The sequence below is a fragment of the Kitasatospora sp. NPDC090308 genome (assembly GCF_044769485.1).
GTDB lineage: Bacteria > Actinomycetota > Actinomycetes > Streptomycetales > Streptomycetaceae > Kitasatospora > Kitasatospora fiedleri.
The window spans coordinates 133855-156988 of record NZ_JBIVXY010000003.1; the positions used below are offsets into that span (position 1 = coordinate 133855).

The window sequence follows — 23134 nt, forward strand, 5'->3', positions numbered from 1 at the left end:
CATGGCTGTCGAACTCCCGGAGCCGCTCCAGTGGGTCCTGTTGCTGCTCGCCGGAACGCGTTGGCCCGAGGCCGACGAGGACCAGCTCCGCGACATGGCCGAGCACTGCCGCAAGGCGGCCGACTCCCTCAAGGACGCGGCGCAGAGCGCTGATTCGACCATCAAGCGCGCCCTGGACGGCCAGAAGGGCGCCGCCGCCGACGCCCTGGGCACGTACTGGGACAAGTACTCGGTCGGCAAGGGCACCGAGCAGGACCCCGGCTACCTGCCCGGCGCGATCAACGCGCTCAACGGCATGGGCGACATGCTGGAGCAGGTGGCCAACTCCGCGGAGACCGCCAAGATCCAGATCATCGCGCAACTCGGCATCCTGGCCTTCGAGTTGGCCACCGCCGAGGCGGAGGCCCCGTTCACCGCGGGCGCCTCGCTGCTCGAGGTGCCGGTGATGATCGCGGCCAGCCGGGTGGTCGTCTCGCAGCTGCTGAAGAAGCTGCTCAAGGAGATGCTCGAAATGGCGGCCAAGCAGGCCGCCCAGATGGCCGCGATCAACTTCCTGGCCCAGGGCATCGAGCTGGCCGAGGGCCACCGCAAGAGCATCGACATGAAGGAAGTCGGCCAGAACGCCCTCGGCGGCGCGGTCGGCGGCGCGTCCGCCCACCTGATCGGCAAGGGCATCGGCGCGGCCGGCAAGAAGATCGGCGCGGAGAGCGCGCTCAACTCCACCGCCGGCAAGATGGCCACCGGCGCGGCGGTCGGCGTCGGCGCGGACGTCTCCACCCAGCTGATCACCACCGGCAAGGTCGACAGCGAGTCCCTGCTCGGCTCCGGCCTCTCCGGCGGCGCGGGCGCGGGCCTGCACGCGGGCGCCTCCGCGATCAAGGGCCACGCCAACGCCCCCACCCCCGCCGAGGCCCCCAAGCTCGACCTCCCCGGCAGCACCGGCAGCACCGGCGGCGCGGGCCACGACGGTCCGCCCACCTTCAACAAGCCCGCCACCTCCTCCGGCGACAGCGCCTACCACGGCCCGTCCGGGACGACCTCCTCCGCTTCCGACAGCGGTGGCAGCACCGGTGGCGGATCGGGGGCGGGCACGCACGGCAGCAGTGCCGATACCGGCTCGCTGCTCGGCGCGAGTGCCGGTGCCGGTGCGGGCGCGGGCGCGGGCGCGGCGGTGGCCGCCGGTGCCGGTGCCGGTTCGTCCGGCGGGCACAGCTCCGGGACGACGGGCGCGGGCGAGTCGAAGGTCAACGGCCTGACGCCGTTCGGCTCGGCCCGCAGCGCCGGGGACACCCCCGACACCCACCCGACGACCACGGCCACCTCCTCCGCCGCGCACGAGACCCCCGCGCCCACCTCTTCCGCCGCGCACCAGACGGCCGCGCCCGCGTCCCACGAGCAGGCGGGCGTCCGGAGCCAGGACAACTCCGCGCCCCGCGCCGACACCCCGGCGGCGACGCCGAAGGTCGAGTCGGTGATGCCGCGCCAGGAGTCCGCGCCGACGCACGAGACCGCCGCTCCCCGGCAGGAGTCCGTCCCGCAGGCGCACGAGGCCGCCGCCCCGCGTCAGGAGCAGTCGGCGCCGGTCGCGCACGAGACGGTGACGCCGCGTGCGGAGCAGGTCGCCCCGCAGTCGCACGAGACTGCCGTTCCGCGTCAGGAGTCCGCTCCGGCGCACGAGACGGTGACGCCGCGCGCGGAGCAGGTCGCCCCGCAGTCGCACGAGACGGTGACCCCGCGTCAGGAGCAGTCGGCACCGGTCGCGCACGAGCAGGCCGCGCCGCGGGTGGAGCACAACAGCACGCCGGTGCACGAGACGGTGACGCCGCGTGCGGAGCAGGTCGCGCCGCAGACGCACGAGACCGTCGTTCCGCGTCAGGAGTCCGCTCCGGCGCACGAGCAGGCCGCGCCGCAGTCGCACGAGACGGTGGTTCCGCGTCAGGAGTCCGCTCCGACGCACGAGACGGTGACCCCGCGTCAGGAGCAGCCGGCTCCGGTCGCGCACGAGCAGGCCGCGCCGCGCCACGAGCAGGCGGCCCCGGTCGCGCACGAGGGTGCCGTGCCGCGGCAGGAGTCGGCTCCGGCGCACGAGAACGTGCCGACGCACCAGGAGCAGTCCGCCGCACCGCGTCCGGAGCACACCGCCGCGCCGCGTCCCGAGCCGGTGGCCGCGTCCGTGGCCGCCGGGTCCGGTGCGGTGCACGAGAGTGTCCAGCCCGGTTCGCAGGGTGTCGGTGGGCTGGGGTCGGTGCCCGGTCTGTCCGGTGCCGCCCACCTGGGCAGTGTCGGGGAGGGCGCCACCCACCTCGACGGCGGGACCCGGATCGCGGGTGGTCAGGCCCACGCGCAGTCCCGGCCGGGTACGCAGAACACCCCCGACCAGACCGTCCCGAACGGCCTGGCCGACGGCGCCGTCCCCACGGGCGTGCCGCAGAACCAGGCGCCGACGGGCGCCCCGATGACCGGTGCGGGCTTCGCCCCGGGAGCGATGGGCGGCGGCGGGCACCCGGGCGGCGGGTCGTCCCGCGGCCCGGTGGGGACGGGTACCCCCAAGGCCGGGGGCACGGGGACCGTCTCGGGCGGGACCAAGCGTTCGCACCAGGAGGCGTTCGGCAGCGAGCACGCCGGCGGGAACACCAACACGCTGGGCCGCAGGATCGCCAACCCGCGCCGCCGGCCCGCCGGGGCGACCCCCGAGCAGCCGCCGGTCCGCACCGACCACCAGGCGACCGGCCCCGCGCGGCAGGAGCCTTCGCAGCACGAGCCCGCGTCGACCACCGGCAACCGTTCGACCGGTCCCGTCGAGCAGCGGCCCCACCAGGACACCGGCACGCCCGGGACGAACGACCGCAAGCGCGGCCGGGACGACCGGGACGACGAGGGCGGCGCCGAGCGGGACGCCAAGCGGCGCCGTACCCCGGCGTACGAGAACACCGACGGGGTGATGAACGACCGCGGCTACCGCTCGTTCGGTCCGGAGCACCCGCTGAGCCAGGACCTGGTCGGCTACCTCGGCGGTGAGCCGAAGGTGCACCCGGCGATGAGCAACTCGCTGCTCCAGAAGGTCAATCCGCACCAGGAGCCGGTCAACGCCGAGGCGGGCTTCCGGCGCGGCAACGACCTGAACGCGTGCCTGGAGAACGTGGAGGCGTACCGGGACACCCACTTCGGGCGTCCGCGGGTCTCGGGGCAGACGTTGCACGGCACGGTGGAGCCGATTCCCGGCAACACGCTGTGGAAGCGGCACGACGGTCCGGCGCTGTTCGGTGAGGGCGGTCCGGCCGTCCAGAAGCTGATGGAGCAGGTCAAGGCGGGTGGTCCGGGTACCTTCGCCACGGTGCTGGGTGCGGGCAAGCAGGGTGACGGTCACGCCGTCGCGCTGGTCCACGACCAGGACGGCACGCTGCGCTGGGCCGACCTGACCGACCGCAAGGTCACCCCGGCGGACGGCAACCTGCCGGAGAACTTCGGCAAGGACTGGACGGTCTGGGCCTCCGTCGCGGACCCGCACGAGAACAACATCTCCGGGCCGCACGACCAGAACTTCATGGACACCTACTCCAGCTTCACCCGCCCCGAGGAGCGGCCCGTCCCGGAGCAGTCGCACACCGACCAGTCGCACACCGACCAGTCGCACGTCGAGCAGCCGCACACCGACCAGCCGCGCACCGAGCAGTCCCGTCCGGACGACGGCTTCGGCACGGTGACGAACTCCGGCCAGCGCCAGGACGAGACGGACATCATCCAGCAGCACGACAGCGAGGCCGCGGCCTCCGGCGACGGCCCGGTCAAGCTGAAGTGGAACGCGGACGAGAACAAGTGGACCAGGTCCGAGGACGGCCCGGCCGACCCGAACGCGTTCTCGAAGTGGATGGACGAGGACTTCGGCACCCGGAAGAAGACCCCGGTCGAGGTCGACGTCGACCGCCTGTCGCAGCCCGAACTCCACCAGTTCGCCGACATGCTGATCCGCAGCGACTACCCGCAGACCGCCACCAAGGTGCTGGAGCGGGCGCACTGGCTGGACGAGCAGGCCCGGCAGGGGAACGGCGAGGTCGCCGACCCCCGCAAGCACCTGTTGGCGACCGGCGACGAGATCGTCGGCAAGGGCGGCCAGCTGCGCGACCGGCTCGAACTCCTGACGGACCACCAGCGCTTCGAGGCGGAGTACCCGTCGCCGCAGGAGCGGCTGCAGTACGCGCGGGAGACGGTGCGGCAGGGCCAGGAACTGGACCGCCTGCTCAAGGGGCACGTGACGGGTGCCGCGGACCACGGCGGCCTCTACCACCTGCGCAACGAGTACGGTCCGCTGAGCGGCCTCTCCGAGACCCTGTTCGATGCGCACCCGACCGGCGGGGGGCAGCGCACCCCGCTGGCGCTCGACCCGCAGAAGATGGACATGGTGCGGAACAAGCTGCGCGAGTTCCGCCGCGACCAGGCGTACGCCGACGTGCCCACCGGCACGCAGTGGAAGACCGTCCAGGACGAGATCAGGAACGGCGCCGGCAACGAGCGCCCGCCCGGGTCCGAGACGCCCAGGACCGACGACCCGAACGCGCCGAAGCCGGAGAACTCGAACGCCCCGAAGTCCGAGGACCCGAGGACGCTCACCCCCGAGGACCTGGCGAACCTCCCCGAGGACCTGGCGACCCTCCCGCCGGAGAAGCGGGCCGACTTCGTCCGCGCGCTGTCCGAGCGCAACCTCGGCGACCTGCACGCCCAGGTCGACCCGCACCTCAAGGCCGACCCCGAGCTGCGGGGGCTCTACGACTCCCTCCAGGACCTGCCCTACCGGCTCAAGCACTCCACCCCGGCCTACCACGCCATCGCCAACTCCGGCATGCTCTCCTCGCAGGGCGACCTCAAGCGGCGCGACTTCAAGTTCATGGCGTCCGGGAAGAGCAGCGGCACCAACACCAGCAGCCTCGGCAACGACGACTTCGCCTTCTTCCGGATGGAGGTCGGCAACGAGAGGATGGTCACCCGCTACGGCCCCACCACCATGGTGTTCGGCCCCGAGATCCTCTCGCACTACGACGGCTGGGTCTCCCTGCACGACCAGCTCGAACCGCTGGACCGCAAGGCCATGCAGGAGTTCAAGCTGCCCGACGGCGAGGTCGTGCGCACCACCGAGTACGCCAACGGCGCCACCACCACGGGCCAGAAGAGCAAGTGGGAGCACACCTACCCGGGCAGCGGCGGCACCAAGCAGCCGACCACCTTCGACCGGGAGGTCTTCCACGGCAAGGACGTGGTCGAGGGCCTGGCGCTGTCGGTCGTCCAGGAGGTGCACCGGGCCGGGCCGGCGCTCAAGGAGCACGCGGTCAAGCTCAACCAGGAACTGACCGCCGCCAAGGGCGAGTTGGAGACGTCCCGGGGCACCGACGGCGAGGCCGCCGCCCAGGCGCGGGTCAGCAGGGCCGAGAAGGACCTCGGCGACCTGGTCTCCCGGCTCTACCGCCCGGAGGCGAAGTTCGGCTCCGGACTCCCGATCGACCCGCGCCCCGGCCATGAGCCGAACCCGAACGGCGAGGCCCGCCCGCCGTTCCGGCCGCTGCTGGTCCACAACGCGGACGGCGACGGCCGCTACCGCGGCGACGGCACCCTCGACCCGCTCGCGTTCACCGCCGCCCGGATGTCCGACCGGGTCGACGACCGGCAGCGCGAGGGCGAGAAGAACTACGCCAAGGGCGAGACCAGGTCGAACCTCGGCGACGCGCTGCGCCAGTACGAGCCCGCCGTCTCCGCCGCCCGGAAGTCCGTCGCCCGCACCGAGGAGTTCGTCCGGCAGACGGAGGAGGAGGTCCGGAACCTCCGGCAGGAGCCCAACCCCGGCCCCGACCACCGCAACCGGCTGGACGCCGCCGAGCAGCGCGCCGAGCAGGCCCGGACGATGCTGGAGGAGCGCCGCGCCAAGGAGCGGGAAGTCACCGAGCGCACCGCCGAACTCCAGCAGCGCAAGGCCGAGTTGGACGAGCAGCACCGGCAGCAGCAGGAGGAGCGGCAGCGGATCGAACGCGAGGAGCGGGAGGAACGGCAGCGCAAGGCCGAGGAGAAGCAGCAGCGGAGGCAGGAGAAGGCCGCCCGCCGGCAGGGCGTGGTCCAGGCCCGGGGCGACGAGAACACCGGCTCGCCGAGCACCGGCGAGAACGCGCCGAAGGCGTCCAAGGGCCAGCAGGCCGAGGAGTACATGGGCCGCTTCCGCAGCACCGACTCGGAGACCCTCTCCGTCCCGCTGACCGGACACGACGAGGCGAGCATCCGCCGCAGCGTGCTGGAACTGCACGACCTCCGCACGCCCGAGGACGCCAAGAACTTCGGCAAGCACTTCGCCACCTGGATCGACGGGAACCGGCAGGGCCCGCTCGCCGGCATCGAGAAGCAGACCCTCGACGGCGTGATCAAGAACCTGGTGAAGCCCGGCAGTACCGGCCTGGACACGCCCGGCCCGTTCCGCGACGCCTACTTCACGGCACTGGCGAAGAACCTCGGCCGCGACGTGGTGCTCACCCACGACGGGAACGAGCTGAACCGCTACTCCGGTACGGAGGGGGGCGGCCCGGGACGCGAACTCCGCCTGGAACAGCCGAACGCCGACACCCCGCCGGTCACCCGGCCGGAGGGCAGCGGCACCAGCACCCCGGCCCACCACGGCAACGACGGCACCCCCGGCCCCTCGCGCGGCTTCGGATCGGCCCCCCGCACCACGGCGCCCACCGGCCAGCAGGGCACGGACCACGGCGGCCCGTCCGTCCACAGCACGAACCAGCACGACCAGGTCCAGCACGATCCCGCGCAGCACGACCAGGTCCAGCAGCAGACCGACCACCAGGACACCGACCAGCAGCAGCACGTCCAGGAACCCGCGCCGGGCCACGAACCGCTGCTGCCCCCGGTCGGCACCGCCGAGCACGGGCTGGTCCGCGACCCGGTGGAGTTCCTGTCCCACACCCCGGTCTCGGTCTCCTTCGCCGACGGCGTCATGAGCCGCACCCCGGGCCTCCAGCAGCGGGACGCGTTCGCCTTCGTCGACGCGTTCGAGCGCAGCAGCGAGCACTGGTTCACCCTGGAGCGGGACCCGAACGCCCCGGCCGGGCGCGACGCGTACGTCCTCACCCCGGCGTGGGAGAAGTACGCGGAGCACGACCCGTCGTTCCCGCGGCCGTCGAACGGGGTCGCGCTGCCCGCGCCGAAGCCCGACCACGAGTACGTCCGGGCCGGCTACATCCCGTACAAGCAGGGCCGGCCGGTCAGCGACGCCGCGATCGGTAGCGTCGACGTGGTCCGCAACCCCGACCCGGCGCGGCCGGGCGACGGGCTGGTGTTCACCGGCGGCATGAACGGCTGCGCGCTGGCGGTCACCGACGTGGGCCCGAACTCCTTCAAGGTCTGGCACGTCCAGTCGTACTCGGCGACCTCCAACCTGGGCCCGGCCGCCGACTTCCGGCTGCGCCACCCCGCCACGGACTGGTTCGGCGTCGACGAGTACGTGACGCCCGGCCAGGGCCAGCTGTTCGAGGCCACCAACGTGCTGCGGCACGGCCCGGACGGCTGGGAGGTGATCAGCCAGGAAGTCGTCAAGACCCCGGGCGACCACCACATCGGGCGGCAGAGCAGCCGGCCGCTGAACCTGACCCCGCCCACCGGGCCGGAGTTCACCGGACGCACCGTGGGCCTCTACCACCCGGTGGCCACCGAGCAGGTCCAGCGCTTCGACGGGAAGGCCGCCCGGCTGCTCCGGGAGGTCCCGGAAGGCTGGATGCGGGACACCGTGCGCAACGAGATCGACGGCCTCCACGACCGGCTGGCGGCCCAGGAGCAGACCCTCGCCGACCTCCGGCAGCCCGGCACGACGCCCCAGCAACTGCGGACGGCCGCGGACACCCTGCGGAACAACGGGGTGCTGAACGAGCAGGCGGCGAACAACAGCGCGATCATGCTGGAGAGCGCCCTGCGGATGGCCTTCAACGAGCCCGCCAGCAGGCCGTTCTCCTTCAAATCGCACGTCGAGGCGCTGGTCGAGGAGTTCCAGCCCGGCCAGAACGCGGGCTGGATCGACGGCCTGCACCGCGAGACCGACGCGTACCTCCAGTCCGCGCCCGCCCCCGTGACCGCGCACCAGCCCGGGTTCGGCTCGGTGCCCACCCCGACCACCGACCACGTCCCGGCCACCGACCACGTCCCGACTACCGACCACACCCCGGCGCCCGGCGGCGACACGCCGCGCGGGCACACGCCGGACCCGATGCAGCTGGACAGCCCGATCGAGCCGACGGCGTCGATCCCGTCGGTCGAGCACCGGACGGAGCCGGAACCTGACCCGATGCAGCTGGACAGCCCGACCGTCGCGACGGCGCCGATCCCGTCGGTCGAGCACCGGACGGAGCCGGAACCTGACCCGATGCAGCTGGACAGCCCGACCGTCGCGACGGCGCCGACCTCGCCGGTCGAGCACCGGACGGAGCCGGAACCTGACCCGATGGTCGTGGACCGGGACGGTGACACGGCGCAGGACCTGCCGAACCCGCGCAAGCGCGGACGTGAGGACGACGAGGACGGGCAGAACGCGCAGATCCCGCAGAACGAGCGGAGCGAGCGGGACGAGCGGGACGAGCGGGACGAGCGGGACGAGCAGGACGGGGCGACCGCCGAGCGGGACGCCAAGCGGCGCCGTACCCCGGCGTACGAGAACACCGACGGCGTGATGAACGACCGCGGCTACCGCTCGTTCGGCCCGGAGCACCCGCTGAGCCAGGACCTGGTCGGCTACCTCGGCGGCGAGCCGAAGGTGCACCCGGCGATGAGCAACTCGCTGCTCCAGAAGGTCAATCCGCACCAGGAGCCGGTCAACGCCGAGGCGGGCTTCCAGCGCGGCAACGACCTGAACGCGTGCCTGGAGAACGTGGAGGCTTACCGGGACACCCACTTCGGGCGTCCGCGGGTGTCCGGGCAGACGTTGCACGGCACGGTGGAGCCGATTCCCGGCAACACGCTGTGGAAGCGGCACGACGGTCCGGCGCTGTTCGGCGAGGGCGGTCCGGCGGTGCAGAAGCTGATGGAGCAGGTCAAGGCGGGTGGTCCGGGTACCTTCGCCACGGTGCTGGGTGCGGGCAAGCAGGGTGACGGTCACGCCGTCGCGCTGGTCCACGACCGCGACGGCACGCTGCGCTGGGCCGACCTGACCGACCGCAAGGTCACCACCGCCAACGGGTCGATGCCGGAGCACTTCGCCCAGGACTGGACGGTCTGGGCCTCCGTCGCCGACCCGCGCGAGAACAACATCTCCGGGCCGCACGACCCCGCCTTCATGGAGCGCTACAGCACCTTCGGCGGCGAGCGCCCGCACGACGACACCGCCGACCCGATGGACATCGACGGGTTCGGCACGCCCCGCCCCACCGGCTCGGAGCAGACCGACGCCGCCGTCAAGACGCCGGAGCAGCAACTCCCGCGCGAGAACCGGCCGGACGGACCGGAGGACGACGGCTCCGGCCCGCAGCCCGTCAAGCCCGTCGGCGGCGGCCCGCTCGGCGGCAACGGCGGCAGCCACGTCGGCGGCCCCACCACCAACGCCGGGGGCCACCCCGGCAACGGCGCGACGACCCGCCCCCGGGCGGCCTCGGCCCCGCCGGAACTCCGCTCCCAGCCCGGACCCGTCCGCGAGCAGCGACCGCCGTCCCCCGAGACGTCGCAGGCCAAGGACGGCAAGAGCGGCAAGAGCGGCAAGAGCGACGAGGAGACCGTCAAGGACGCGGCCAAGGACACCTCGGAGGTCAAGACCGAGGTCAAGCCCGAAGCCGTGGTCAAGCCTGAGACCGAGTCCGAGGGCACGGTCAAGTCGGAGGGCGCGCCCGAGGACGCGGCCAAGGACGCGGTCAAGGACACGACCGGGGACGTCGTCGAGCCGCCCGCGCAGAAGACCGAACCGCCGCTCGAGACAGCGGAGTTCCCGCCGGCCGGGCCGCTGGTGAAGGTCTCGGCGGACGGTCTCTGCCTGCTCCACTCGCTCGCCGTCGGCCTGCCCGAGCTGGCGGGCAACGGGAGTGCGGCCCGGCGGCTCCAGGCCGTGGTCGAGGAGCACTTCGCCACACTGCCCCCCGAGCACTGGCCGACCGAGGTCGTCACCAACTACCGCAACGACTTCGTCGCCCGGGGCAACGCGACCGAGCGGCAGCTGCTCGAGTACCTCCCGGTCGCCGACCGCGACGGGTACCGGGGGCTGCCGATCAACGAGCTGCGGGAGATCGTCGGCGCCCACCTCACCGAGAACGCCCCGCCCCCGTTCCCGCACGAGCGGCAGGCGCTGCTCGACACCGTCCGGGGCTGGGAGTCCCGCTGGCGGACCAACCCGGGCGAGATGCTGCCCGCCGCGGCCGCCCACGCACTCGACCTCCGGCTGCGCGTCCTCGACCACGACGGCGCCACCCTGGCGGTCTTCGGCCCCCAGGACGGCCGGCAGGTGACGGTGTACCGGCAGGGCGACCACTACGACGGCAGCGTCCCGCCGTCGTCCCCGGGGGAGACCCACATACCCCCGGTCGAGAAGTCGACGACCACGACCACGACCGCGCCGGAGCAGCAGCCCGCGCCGGAGCAGCAGCAGGAGCAGAAGCCCGCCCCGGAGCAGGAACCGAAGCAGGAACCGAAGCAGGAGCAGGAGCAGAAGCCCGCGCCGGAGCAGCAGCAGGAGCAGCAGAAGCCGCCCGCCCCCGAGGGGGCGAAGACGGCCGCGGTGGACGGGGCGCCCCGGCCGATCGCCGGGACGGACCTGGTGGTCGGGCTGAGCGAGAACGAGGCCGCGGTCCGGGACCAGGTGATCGCGGCGATCGAGCACGCGGTGCCGGGGGACCGGGCGGCCGCGCGGGCGTTCGCCGAGGCGTACTTCGGTCCGGCGACGCTGCGTCCGGTGCTCGGGGCGCTGTCCCGGGGCGAGGTGTGGACGGCCCCGTTCGAGGGTGACGGGTGGAGCGGCAGCGTGAAGTTGCGCGGCCGGGTCACCGAGTCGACGCACCTGCGGACGGAGAAGATCGAGTTCGAGAACGGCGCCGACCGCACGGTGGCGACCGGCGGCAACCGCGACTCGCAGTGGCAGTACAACGTGGGCCTCCAGGCCAAGCAGACGGCGGGGATCACCGAACCGGCCGAGCTGGTGGGGTACTTCCACGACCGGGGCCAGGCCGAGGTCAGCATGGACCTGGGCGGGATGGTGGCGCGGTCGAAGACCTCCGAGCCCGCCGACGTGTTCAGGTCGACGATGCGGCTGGAGCTGGACTTCGGTGACCTGCGCCACGAGGACGTTCCGGTGCGGACCGCGTCCGGCGGGCGCACCGCGCAGGTGGACCTCGGGATGACCGTGGCCGTTCCGGTGCGGCCGGCGGTCGACGCGGGCGGCGAGCAACGGGTGCCCCCGCAGCGGCTGTTGGACGGCCGGGTCGGCGGGCAGGAGGTCGTGCTGGACCTGTCGCCGCAGGGCGGCGGCGGCCGGGGCGGGCGCCGTCCGGTGGAGGCGCTGCTCGACCACGTCGACCAGGCGGGCAAGCAGGAGTTCGGCAAGGACTGGCCCGCGATGCGGGAGAAGGTCCTCAACGAGGTCGACTTCGCGCGCCTCCAGCGGGACTTGAAGTCCATGACGGCGGACGAGCCGGTCGCCGTCACGCTGAGCGACCGGCGCGGCCGGACCCTCGGTACGGTCGAGATCCGGGCCCGGGTCGGCGAGTTGCACCAGGTCGGCACGACCAAGGAGACCGAGTTCAACATCGGCACCACCGTCCAGCAGGTCCGCAGCACGGCGACCACCCGGGGCAACGCGGGCCAGCTCGGGCTGTCGAACGTGCTGAAGCCGGGCGCGGCCCTGGCCACCGTCGGCGGCGCCGGGCGGCTGGGCCGGGACCGGGTGGAGATCACCGGTGACAGCCGGGTCTCCCAGCTGACCAGCAAGTCGAAGGTGCCCGGAGTGCTCTACGACGGCTCCGTGCACTACGAGTTGACCTTCAACGGCAAGGGCGCGGCGCACGACGCGGGCACGGCCGACGTCCGGCTGCTGGTCGACCGCGCGGACACCAAGCCCGCCACCGAGAACGTCAAGTCCGATGCGGTGGAGCCCAGTTCCACCAAGGGCGAGTCCGCGAAGACCGAGTCCGCGAAGACCGAGGCGGCCAAGACCGAAGCCGGGACGGCGCCGGTGCTGCACGAGGTCACCAGCCCGCCGGACTCGGTGTGGCGCGGCGGCGACCGGGGCGGTCTCGGCGAGAGCGTCGTGGTCCGTGACCTGGAGTCGACGGCCGCGCTGCGCCAGGCGGTGGACGCCAAGGGGCGGGAGCGGTTCGGCAAGGACTGGGACGCCGTCCGCGAGCAGGTGCTCCAGGGCTTCGGCCAGCCGAACCTGGCCGCCCGGCTGACCGGGATGACCCGGGGCGAGCCGCTGGTGGTGAAGGTCCCCGGCAAGGAGGACCTGGTGGTCACGGCCACCGCCCGGGTGCGGGAGATGACCTACCGGCGGGAGGACGGCAAGGCCGAGCTGAACACGGTGAACGAGTCCAGCGCGTTCAGCGTGGAGCGGCAGCTGCTGGCGCGCACCGTGGCGGGCAACGGCCAGCTCGGCGGCACCGTCCCCAAGGGCACGCCCGGCGCGGACCTGCTGGCCACCGGTTCCGGCCAGCAGCGCGAACGCGCGGGCGGGCAGGGCCGGCAGGCCGACCGGGTGTACGCCAACGGCAAGTACAGTGCGGCGCAGGTGATCTACGGTGCGGAGCTGACCGTGGACGTGCACTTCGGGCGTCCCGGCGAGTCGCTGCCGGGCGGGCGTTCCGAGACCTCGGCGCCGGTCCGGGTCGAGGTCGGCCTGGAGGCCGGGGACACCGTCAAGGTGCAGGCGCCGCGCACCGAGGACGGCACGGTCTCCTTCCAGCGGCCGAAGAACCCGGCCCAGGGCACCGCGGCGTCCGCCGCCGCGAAGACGCCCAAGCCGGACGCGACGCACACCGCGCCGCCCCGCATCCGCGCGCAGGGCGAGCTGAACGCCTCGTACGTGGTGCACAGCCTGAGCGGCGCGGACAAGGTGCGCGCCACGGTGGAGGAGGCCGTCCGCTCGAAGTACGGCGAGCCGTCGGAGGAGGTGCGCCAGCAGCTCGGGGCGGCCTTCGACCGGGTCGCGCTCAAGACGCAGCTGTCCCAGCTGACCCGTGGCGGGAAGCTCACCGAGACGGTCTCCGGCACCACCTGGAAGGCCGAGGTCACCGTCACCGCCCGTACGGGGGAGTCGAGTTACCACTCCTCGACGTCCAAGTACGAGTTCGAGTCCGGTACCCGCACCTCCAGCGGTCAGGGCAACCTGCGGGACCGCCGCAACCGTCTGGACGGCGGCGGCATGTTCAAGGCGAAGACCCCGGTGCTGGACGTCGCGGGCGGCTACACCTACCGGGTGGACCGCACGTACGGCCGCAACACGGAGACCGTCGGCTCGACCTCGAACCGCGGCAAGCACGTCGAGCCCGCCGTGCTGTTCGACGTGAACACCGCGTACGACGTCAAGGTCGAGTTCAAGCGGCTGGGCGTCTCCGACGGCTCGGTCACCCACCAGGTCGACACGGTGGCCCGGGTGGCGGTGCCGGAGCGCGACGCCGTCCCGGTGTCCGGGGCGGTCGAGCGGACCACCGCGAAGCAGCCCAGGGGCTTCGTGGAGGGCCGCCGGCTGGACTCCTCGGCCATCGTCACCGACGTGCACGCCCTGTCGGAGCGGGTCCCCCGGAAGGGCAAGGACGGCAGGGAGGAGCAGCGGCCGAGCCTGGGCGAGTCGATCCGGGCCCAGGTGGAGTCCGGCTGGAAGCCCGGGCGGGGCGGCGCGCGGCCGTCCGGGCCGGGCGGGACGGAGCGCAACCCGTTCAGCAGCGACTGGACGGGCATCAGCCGGAAGCTGGACGAGGAGCTCACCCCGGACCGGCTGCAGTCCCGGCTGAAGGGCATGACCGCCGGTGACGAGATCGTGGTGCGGCACGGCCGGACCACCGTCCGGGTCGGCGCCGTGCTGCGCGACCGGATGGAGCACCTCGGCGACTCCGGCACCACCGAGTTCAACGCCGGCACCGACGTGCAGCGCACCTTCGCGCACACCGACGGCACCGGCACCGCCCACAACGGCACCGTCGGGCTGACCGGCGCGGCCCCGGTGGGCCACGGGGTGGTCTCGGTGACGGCCGGCCTGACCGGTAGCGGCGGGCGCGGCCACGACCACGGCGACGTCCGGACCGGCTCGACCTCGGCGGGCATGGCCACCAAGGCCAAGCTGCCCGGCAGCGCCTACCGGGGCGAGGCGGAGCTCCAGTTCACCATCACCCGCAAGCCGTGGGTGGGCCCCTCGGTCCACCAGCGGCGCACCGCGACGGTCGGCTTCGAGACCATCGTGGAGAGCGGCGAGACGGTGCCCGTGAAGCCGGTCGCGGACCCGAAGGCCGAGGCCGCCGCGAAGGCCGCCGAGGCGCCGCCGGCCACCGTCCCGGCGAAGGCGCCGGAGGCGGTCAAGGTCCCCGTCCCGCCGGAGCGGGTCTGGGACACCGGGCTGCGCGACACCGACGTGCTGCGCTGGCTCGGCGACGTCGGCGGCGTCCAGGACCTGGTGCGGCTGCGCGGCCCGGAGTACTTCGGGAAGTCGGCCTGGCAGGACATGGCGCCCGTGGTCGGCACCGTCACCACGCACAGCCACCTGTCCGCGCTGTTCGGCACCGCCAGCCAGGGCGGGGAGATCGCCGCGACCGTCCCGACCAAGCGGGTCGCGCTCGGCGGCGGCAAGGGCGTCGAGGTCGGCGTCAAGGTGGTCTCGCTCGAACACCGCGACAACGACAACGCGGTGGAGCTCAGCCCCGCCAACACGACCGCGTCCGGCACCGTCCACTCCGAGCTGTCCTCGAAGTACGCGGGCGTCCAGGGCCAGGTCGGCGCCAAGATCACCGGCGACGTCACGCACAACCCGGCGCTCACCGGCGGGGCCCAGCGGCTGTGGCGCGAGGGCGGCAGCCAGGGTGACTCCGGCCAGACCGTCTCGAACGGCAAGTTCGGCTCCCCGGCGGCCCGGTACCAGGGGTACGCCGAGGTCGAGGTGACGTTCTTCGACAACGACCGCAAGCCGGTCACCGAGAAGGGCGTGGTGCCCTTCACCGTGGACATCCCGCTCTCCGAGACCGGCACCTCCGAGGTCCCCGGCGACCAGTACCTCGCGTTCACCGGCGACCGGCGCGGCGGCGAACCGCGCTTCACCGAGGGCAGCCGCCCGTTCGACGAGGTGCTCGGCGAGGTGCACGGAGCGGTGGACGGCGGCGGCCGGCCGTACGACCACGCCACCAGCACGCCCGCCCAGCGCGAGCAGCTGGCCGGCACCGCCCGGCTCGGACGGGCCGTCTACGGGCGGGAGTTCACCGCGGACACCGCGAAGGGACTGGCCCACGTCCGGGCCGCCCACCGGCTGGTCGAACTCTCCGGCGGCAGCTCCGAGTCCGCCGCCCGCCTGCTCGGCAACCTGCTCGGCACCCCCGCCGGGGAACCGCTGCCGGTCACCGAGGCGCGCAAGGTGCTCGACCACGTCGAACGGCGCAGCACCGAAGGGCCGTTCACCCTCGACGACCTGGTCACCGGCGCCGAGCAGGGCTGGTCCGCCGAACAGCCGTACGACGTCCACCGCGAGACGTGGACCGACCACGGCCCGGCCAACGGGCTGCTCACCGCCGCGATGGCGACGGCCGCCGACGCGTTCGTCCCGCTGCTCGGCAACGGGACGGCGAACGGCGCGGCGGCGAACGGCGCGGCGCCGGGCGGCGGCGGGGTGCTGCACCTCACCGTCAGCGGCGAGGGCGCCGAACTGCCGATGCACCGGCAGTTCCCCCTCCGGGACGGCAGCGACCCGGTGGAGCAGATCCGGGACCTGGAGGCGTCCACCTACCTCAAGCCGGGCACCTCGCCCCGGGAGGTCACCGTCCGGCTGTCCGGCCCGTCCGAGAACGGCCAGGACTGGGACTACCGGGTCACCACCCGCTCCGACCGCAGCCGCGAGCTGATGCTGCGCCACCGCAGGCCCGAGGAGGAGCCGGTGGTGGAGCAGGAGCAGGGGCAGGAGCAGGGGCAGGTACAGGAGCAGGCCCCGCAGCAGGAGCAGGCGGACGTGCAGGTGCAGGCGTCGGAGCAGGCGGACGTGCGGGGCGGTGGCGGCAGCTCCCGGGCCGACGCCGTCGCGGCCCGCGTCGCGGCGCTGCGCGCGTTCGTCGGGGGCCTGGGGACGCCGCCGGAGGTGTCCGCCTGACCGCACCGCGAGGAGACGGCCGCCTGACCCGGACCCGAGCCCCGGCCCGGGTCCGGCGGCCGTTCCGGCCCGTCGGGCCGCCGTTCCGGCAGGCCCGGTGGCATGCACCGGATAACGACCGGATAGCCTCCCTGACCGGACAAGGCACCACGGTGGGGGGTACACGGTGAAATTCCGGCTGCTCGGGGCGGTGGCCGCAGACGGCGCCGAGGGCGAGCTGCGGCTCGGACCGGAGAAGCGGCGCAGCCTGCTCGCGCTCCTGCTGCTGCGCCGCAACCGCGCGGTGTCCGTCGCCCAGCTCACCGAGGCGCTCTGGGTCGACGAACCGCCCGCCAACGCCCGCACCGTCGTGCAGAGCCACGTCTCCCGGCTGCGCGCCCTGCTCGCCGAGGCCGGAGCCGACCGGCACGGCGTCCGGCTCACCACCGCGGGCGACGCCTACACCCTGCGCCTGCCCGAAGGGCTGCTCGACGTCGAGCAGTTCGACGCCCTGGTGGCCGCCGCCCGCACCGAGCGGCGCTCCACCGAGGTGGTCGGCGCCCTCGAACACGCCCTCGGCCTGTGGCGCGGCCCCGCCCTCACCGGCACCGTCCCCAGCACCTCGCTGGAAGCCTGGCGGCAGACCCTGGAGGAGAACCGGCTCGCCGCCGTCGAGAGCCTCGCCGACCACCTCCAGCGGCTCGGCGAGCCCGCCCGCGCCGCCGAACTGCTGCGCGCCGAGACGGTCGCCCACCCGCTGCGCGAGTCCCTGGTCTCCGCGCTGATGCTCGCCCTGTTCCGGGCCGGCCGGCAGTCCGACGCCATCACCTGGTACCACCGCACCCGGGACTCCCTCGCCGACCGCCTCGGCGTCGACCCCGGCCGGGCCCTGAACGCCGCGTACGAGCGCATCCTGCGCGGCGAGGGTGCGCCCGGCGGCCCGGACGCCGGGTCGGACACCGGTCCGGACGCCGGGTCGGGCGCCGGGTCGGGCGCCGGTCCGGACATCAGGTCGGACGCCGCCGCTGTGGACACCGCGTCTGCCTCCGCGTCCGGGACCGCCCCCGCCGGTGCGCCGGGCGTCCCCGGGCCGCGCACCCGGTCGCGGTCGGCCGCCCCCGTGCTCACGCTCGCCGCGCCCGTCGAGGCCGCGGACCGGGCCGCCGCGCTGCCCGCCGTCGACCTGCTGCCCCGCCCGCCGCGCGGCTTCTACGGCCGCTCCGCCGAACTCGCCGCCCTCGGTGACGCGCTGCGCCCCGGGCCGGACGGCGCGATCGCCCTGGTCACCGGCCCCGCCGGGGTCGGCAAGACCGCGCTCGCGCTGGACTGGGCGCACCGGCACGGCCACCGTTTCCCCGACGGGGTGCTGTTCGCCGACCTCGGCGGGTTCAGCGACCGTCCCGACCGCGAACTCGGCGACGTACTGGCCGAGTTCCTCGCCGCCCTCGGTACCGCCCACGAGGACCTGCCGCCCACCCTGGCCGGCCGCGCCGCCCTCTACCGGCGCGCCACCGCCGACCGCCGGCTGCTGGTGGTGGTCGACAACGCCCGCGAGTCCGAGCAGGTCCGCCCGCTGCTCCCGGCCGGCACCGACTCCGCCGCCCTGGTCACCAGCCGGCACCGGATGCTCGGCCTGGTCGCCTCCGAACTCGCCCGCCCCGTCCCGCTGTCCGTGCTGCGCCCCGAGGAGTCAGCGGCCCTGCTGGCCCGGGTGCTCGGCCCGTCCCGGATCGCCGCCGAACCCGAGGCCGCCCGCGAACTCGCCGACCTGTGCGACGGGTTGCCGCTCGCGCTGCGGATCGCCGCCGCCAAGGCCGCCGCCGACCCGCGCCGGGGCCTGGCCGCCGTCACCGAGCAACTGCGCCACGAACAGCGCCGGTTGAGCCACCTGGCGGCCGAGGAGATCAGCGTCACCAGCGCCCTGCGGATCTCCTGCGAACAGCTCCCGCCCACCGCCGCCCGGCTGTTCCGCACCCTGGGCCTGCACCCCGGCCCGATGGTCGACCCCTACGCCGCCGCCGCCCTCGTTGACCTCGAACACCCGGACGCCGCGCGGGCGTTGGAGCAGCTCGCGGCCACCCACCTGATCACCGAGACCGGCGCCGAGCAGTACACCCTGCACGACCTGGTCTGGCTGTACGCCCGCCAACTCGCCGCCGAGACCGACCGCGCCGAGCAGCGCACCGCCCGGGCCCGGCTCGCCGACCAGTACCTGTACACCGGCCTGGCCGCCGCGCAGTGCGCCGAACCCGGCAGCAAGCCCTGCTGCGAACCGCCCGCCGCCAGCCACCGCCCGCGCGCCGTACCCGAGTTCACCGCCGTCGAGGACGCCCTGCACTGGCTCGGCGCGCACCGCGAGACGCTCGCCGAGGTGATCGCCACCGCCGGCCCCGAACGCGCCTGGCGGCTGGTGCTCACCCAGTGGCCGCTGATCCTGCGCCGGGTCCGCGACGGCTGGGTGCCGCAGCTCCAACTCGCCCTGGAGGCCACCGTGGAGACCGGCCACCTGGACGGCGAGAGCCAGGTCCGGGCGCTGCTCGGCTGGGTGCTGGTCTCCAACCGCCGCCTGCACGAGGCCGCCGCCTGCCTCACCCCCGCCGCCGAACTCGCCGCCCGGGCCGGCAACCAGGTCGGCCGGGCGATCGCGCTGATCAACCTGGCCGCCGTCCACTCCGAACTCGCCGACCACACCGCCGCCGGAGCCGGACTCGCCCAGGCCCTGGAGATCGCGCTGGCCGCCGACCACCCGCACACCGTCGCCCTCGCCCTCCAGCACCTCGCCCGCCACCACCTGGACGCCGGACGCCCCCGCCCCGCCCTCGACCACGCCCTGCACGGCATCTCGCTGAGCACCGGCGAACGGCCCGGCCCGCGCCGCGTCCTGCTGCACACCGCCGCCGGCGAGGCACTCTCCGCGCTCGGCCGCCACCCCGAGGCCCGGGCCCGGCTCGGTGCCGCTCTCACCGAGGCCGAACAGGTCGGCCACGACGAGGCCACCGCCGAGGTCCTGCGCGCCCTCGCCCGCGCCGAGGACGCCGCCGGACACGCCCACGCCGCCACCGCCCACCGCCGCCGGGCCGACCTGCTGTCGCCCGTCTGACCGGCCGTCAGCCACCGCCGTCCGCGGCGTGTTCCGCGTCACCTCCGGCCGTGGCAGCGGAACGTTAACCAGGCGCAGCCGAAAGGCAAACGCCCCCCGGCAGGATGGCGGCACGGCAGTGCGGACCCGCCCGGCCGGCCCCAGGCGCGCGCACGGCTCCGGACCCGCCCCGCCCCCCGGACCGGCCCGGCACCCTCCGCCCGCCGGAACGGACCGCGCCGACCCGCAGCGGCGCGCGGTCCGCGGACACGGGAGACCTGAAGACCCTGGAGGGGCGCGGTGGCGGGCGAGACGGTGCAGATCGACCTCGACGAGGTGCAGGCGGCGGCCACGGCCATCGCCGGACTGCTCGACGAACTGAACGGGCCGGTGAACCAGCTGGAGGCCGAGGTCAAGCAGGTCCAGGACGCGGTGTACGGCACCGACCTGCTCGGCAAGGCCCTGGTCGGCGACAGCTCCGCCGTCGGCGGCCTCGGCGCCCACCAGACCCAGGTCCTGGAGGGCATCAAGGCGTTCCTGCAGAACGCCGCCGCCGTCGCCGCCAACCTCCGGACCATGGCCGCCCGCCACCAGAGCATCGACGAGGAGCACGCCGCCGACCTGCGCCGGATCACCACCACCGGCGGCGGCGACGGCGGTACGGGGAGCGGCGGTACGGGCGGCGGGGGCGCGGGCGGGACGGTGCCGCTCCCCGTCACCGCGCCGCCGTCCGGGCCGCCGTCCGGGCCGCCGTCCGGGCCGGTGCCCGCCGCCGTACCCGAGCCCGGGCCCGCGCCCGAGACCGCGCCCGGCATCGGGTACCACGACCCGACCGCACCCGACCTCGACTACAACAAGCCCGTCCCGCACCCCGAGGTCCACCCGGGCGGCGGAGGCGGCCGGCTCAACTACATCTGACGCCCCGTCTCCGTCTCCGTCATCCGGCCCTGCCGCGCCCCGCCCTGCCGCTCCGCGCCCGCCGCCTCCCCGACCGTCCCCGAGAGAGCCGCCCGCCATGATCCAGCTGCCCGCCGAACTCGCCGACGTGCTCAAGACCGTCCAGAGCAACGAGAACGGCAAGGACATCTTCTTCCCCGACGGCAACGAGGACCTGCTCGCGGACCTCGCCGCCTCCTGGGACCGGTGGAACGAGGCCGCCGACGGCCACGTGCAGGCGATCGTCCAGGCCGCCCAGCGGGCGATGGCCAGCATGTCCGGGCCGGCCGCCGACAGCTTCGCGCAGTACCTGCGGAAGTTCGCCTCCGGGGCCGGTTCGCACGTCGCCACCACGCTCCAGGCCGGGCAGGCGATCGCCCTGACCCTGCACGGCGCGGCCCAGGCGGTGACCGGCACCAAGAACGAGATGATCCGCGAACTCCAGTACGCCAAGGAGTACATGGCGGCCCACCCGGCGGGCAAGAAGAGCGACATCGCCCAGTCCGAGGGCGTCAAGCAGGCCGCCGCCGTCTACCACCAGTACATCGGGCAGGTCGGCAACGGCGTCGACACCATGCTCCGGCAGAGCGCCGGCCACATCGCCGAGATGACCGGCATGGCCAGGACCTGCGCCCTGAACGGCAGCGGCGGCGGCCCCGGGACGGGCGGCCCCGGCGGGAGCGGCGGCCCCGGCACCGGGCTGGACGGGATCACCCCGCCGCCCGGCGGCGACGGCGCGGACGGGGCGGGCGGCTCGGGCAGCGGCCCGGACGGCGGCGGCTTCGGCTCCGGGGCGGGCGGCGGCGCGGGTGGCGGCGCGGGCGGGACGGGCAGCGGCCCCGGCGGTCTCGGGGGCCTCGGGGGTCTCGGCGGGGGGAAGACGTCCAAGATCCAGCCGTTCACACCGCTCACCCCCGGCGTCCCCGACCTCACTTCCGGCAGCGACGGCCTGCCGGTCTACTCCTCCCGCCCGCTCAGTCCCAGTGGGGGCCTGAGCCTGGCCGGACTGTCCGGGCCGGACCCGGGCGGCGCGCTCGGCGGGGGCTCCGGCTCCGGCGCGCTGTCCCCGTTCGGCGGGACCGGGTCCGGGGCGGGGGCCGGGGCGTTCGGCCTCGGCGGTGGCGGTGGCGCCCTGGCGGGTGGGACCGTCGGCGCAGCCGCCAACGGCCTCGGCGGAGCCGCCTCCGCCGTCGGCCGCGCCGGGGCCGGACTCCTCTCCGCCGCCGGGTCCGGACGTGGGGCCGGACCCGGCGGCACCGCGGGCGGCGCGCACGGCCCCGGCGGCACGGGCGGCGGACGCGGCGGCGCGGGCAAGGACGGCAAGAAGGGCAACCGCTTCCTCAGCCCGACCCGCTTCGGCGCCGAGTCCGAGGACGGGGAACGGCCCCAGGGCGACAGCGGCATCCTCGGCCAGGCCGCCGAGACCGACCCCCGCGACCGAAAGTGGCAACTGGCCCGCCGCCGGTGGCTCGACGACGCCCGCGCCGAAGGCGCTTTCGCCGTCCCCGAGACCGAGGCCGCCCCGGCCGAGACCCCCGTCACCCCCGCCAGCGAGAGCGACGCACTCGCCCTGCTCACCGGAGTCCTGCGCGGCACCGACGACGCCGCGGGCGACGACCCGGACGTCCTCGCGGACGGCACCACGACGACCGCCGACGCCACCAAGGGCCGGGACGCCACCACCACCGCCCCGGCCACCGACCGCGACGACGCCTACCTCGACCGCGCCCGCTCCGCCGCCGCCCGCCGCGGCCACCCCGACGCACCGGACGCACCGGACGCACCGGCCGTGCCGGACGCACCGGCCGCCACGCGCCCGGCCACCGCGGCGGCCAAGCCCGCACCCATCCGGGAGGAAGGCGGCTACCAGGTCCCCAGCCCCTTCCTGCGCGCCGCGCTCACCCGCCTCGCCGTCCCGACCGCCGACTGAACCAGGAGAGGAACCCATGACCACCGACGAGCCCGCCTGGTTCACCACCCCGGCCCACACCATCCGCCGCCACCCCGCCGACCCTGTCCCCGCCCGGTTCGGCCTGCCCGACGGCGTGGAACCGGCCCGGACGGGGACGGCGCTGCCCGAGGGCGTGGAGCACGCCCGGACCGGAACGGTCCTGCCCGAGGGCGTCATCCCGGCGTACTCGGCGCGGACGGCTCCGGAGGCGGGAGTCCCGGCGGAGTTCGGCGACGGCACCACGCCCGCGTACTCGGCGCGGATGGTGCCGAAGGCGGGGATACCGGCGGAGTCCGTCGAGGGTACGACTCCCGCGTACCGGGTCGGGGGGCTCGCCACGGCCGGGGTGCCGGCGGAGGGTGCCGGGACGGTGGACGCGGTGTTGAAGCAGGGGGCCGGGGTGCCGGCCGGTGCGGCGTTGACGCCCCGTCGGCAGACGGCCGCCCCGGCCGCCCCGGCGGCGCGGGCCGGGGGCACCGGGAACGCCGGCGCGGGCTTCCGGGTGGACCCCGGGCAGTACCTGGCGGCGGTCTCGCCGCTGCTCGCGGCGTCCGAGCAGGTGGCTGCGCTGAGCAGCGCGCTGGGCGGTTACCTGCCGTCGCTGGAGGCGCAGGACCCGTGGGGGAAGGACGACTCGGGCAAGAAGTTCGCGGAGGGCGAGAAGGGCTACCTGAAGTACAGCCACGACACCCTGGCCGTCCTCAAGGAGCTCTCCGGCGACCTCAGGAACATCGCGGACGGCCTGAAGTCCATGGGCGAGAACTACCAGGACGCCGACGCCGCCATCACCTCCGGTTTCGGCGGCCGGGACCAGGGCGGCGCGCCGCTCCCCCCGCCGCCGTCCGCGCCCGGTAACCCCGTGCACGTCCCGATGACGCCGCACCTCACCCAGAGCGGAAGGCACTGA

5 protein-coding genes are annotated in these 23134 nt (G+C 74.7%); all 5 read left to right on the forward strand.

Features of this window, described 5'->3' with window-relative positions; genetic code table 11:
- Position 1: 1 nt before the first annotated feature.
- The 5 genes from ACIQVD_RS08240 to ACIQVD_RS08260 all read left to right on the forward strand — a co-directional run bounded on the left by ACIQVD_RS08240 (position 2) and on the right by ACIQVD_RS08260 (position 23134).
- Complete coding sequence (locus ACIQVD_RS08240; RefSeq protein WP_402286933.1) at positions 2-16282, forward strand: hypothetical protein; 16281 nt, start codon at positions 2-4, stop codon at positions 16280-16282.
- A gap of 166 nt (positions 16283-16448) precedes the next feature.
- A complete protein-coding gene (locus ACIQVD_RS08245; RefSeq protein WP_402286935.1) occupies positions 16449-19361 on the forward strand; it encodes an AfsR/SARP family transcriptional regulator in 2913 nt (970 codons plus the stop codon).
- A gap of 279 nt (positions 19362-19640) precedes the next feature.
- The gene (locus ACIQVD_RS08250) at positions 19641-20258 is read left to right on the forward strand and encodes a WXG100 family type VII secretion target (protein WP_402286938.1); all 618 of its coding nucleotides are present in this window, start codon (positions 19641-19643) and stop codon (positions 20256-20258) included.
- A 97-nt stretch (positions 20259-20355) separates the two neighbouring features.
- Positions 20356-22206 carry a hypothetical protein gene (locus ACIQVD_RS08255; RefSeq protein ID WP_402286940.1) on the forward strand — a complete coding sequence of 617 codons (1851 nt, stop codon included), beginning with the start codon at positions 20356-20358 and terminating at the stop codon, positions 22204-22206.
- A 16-nt stretch (positions 22207-22222) separates the two neighbouring features.
- On the forward strand, positions 22223-23134 hold the full coding sequence (locus ACIQVD_RS08260) for a hypothetical protein (protein WP_402286942.1): 912 nt from the start codon (positions 22223-22225) through the stop codon (positions 23132-23134).

Excerpts from the sequence above, each read along its gene's own strand:
- ACIQVD_RS08240 (WP_402286933.1), top strand. The coding sequence starts at position 2 with ATGGCTGTCGAACTCCCGGAGCCGCTCCAGTGGGTCCTGTTGCTGCTC.
- ACIQVD_RS08255 (WP_402286940.1), top strand. The coding sequence starts at position 20,356 with ATGATCCAGCTGCCCGCCGAACTCGCCGACGTGCTCAAGACCGTCCAG.
- ACIQVD_RS08260 (WP_402286942.1), top strand. The coding sequence starts at position 22,223 with ATGACCACCGACGAGCCCGCCTGGTTCACCACCCCGGCCCACACCATC.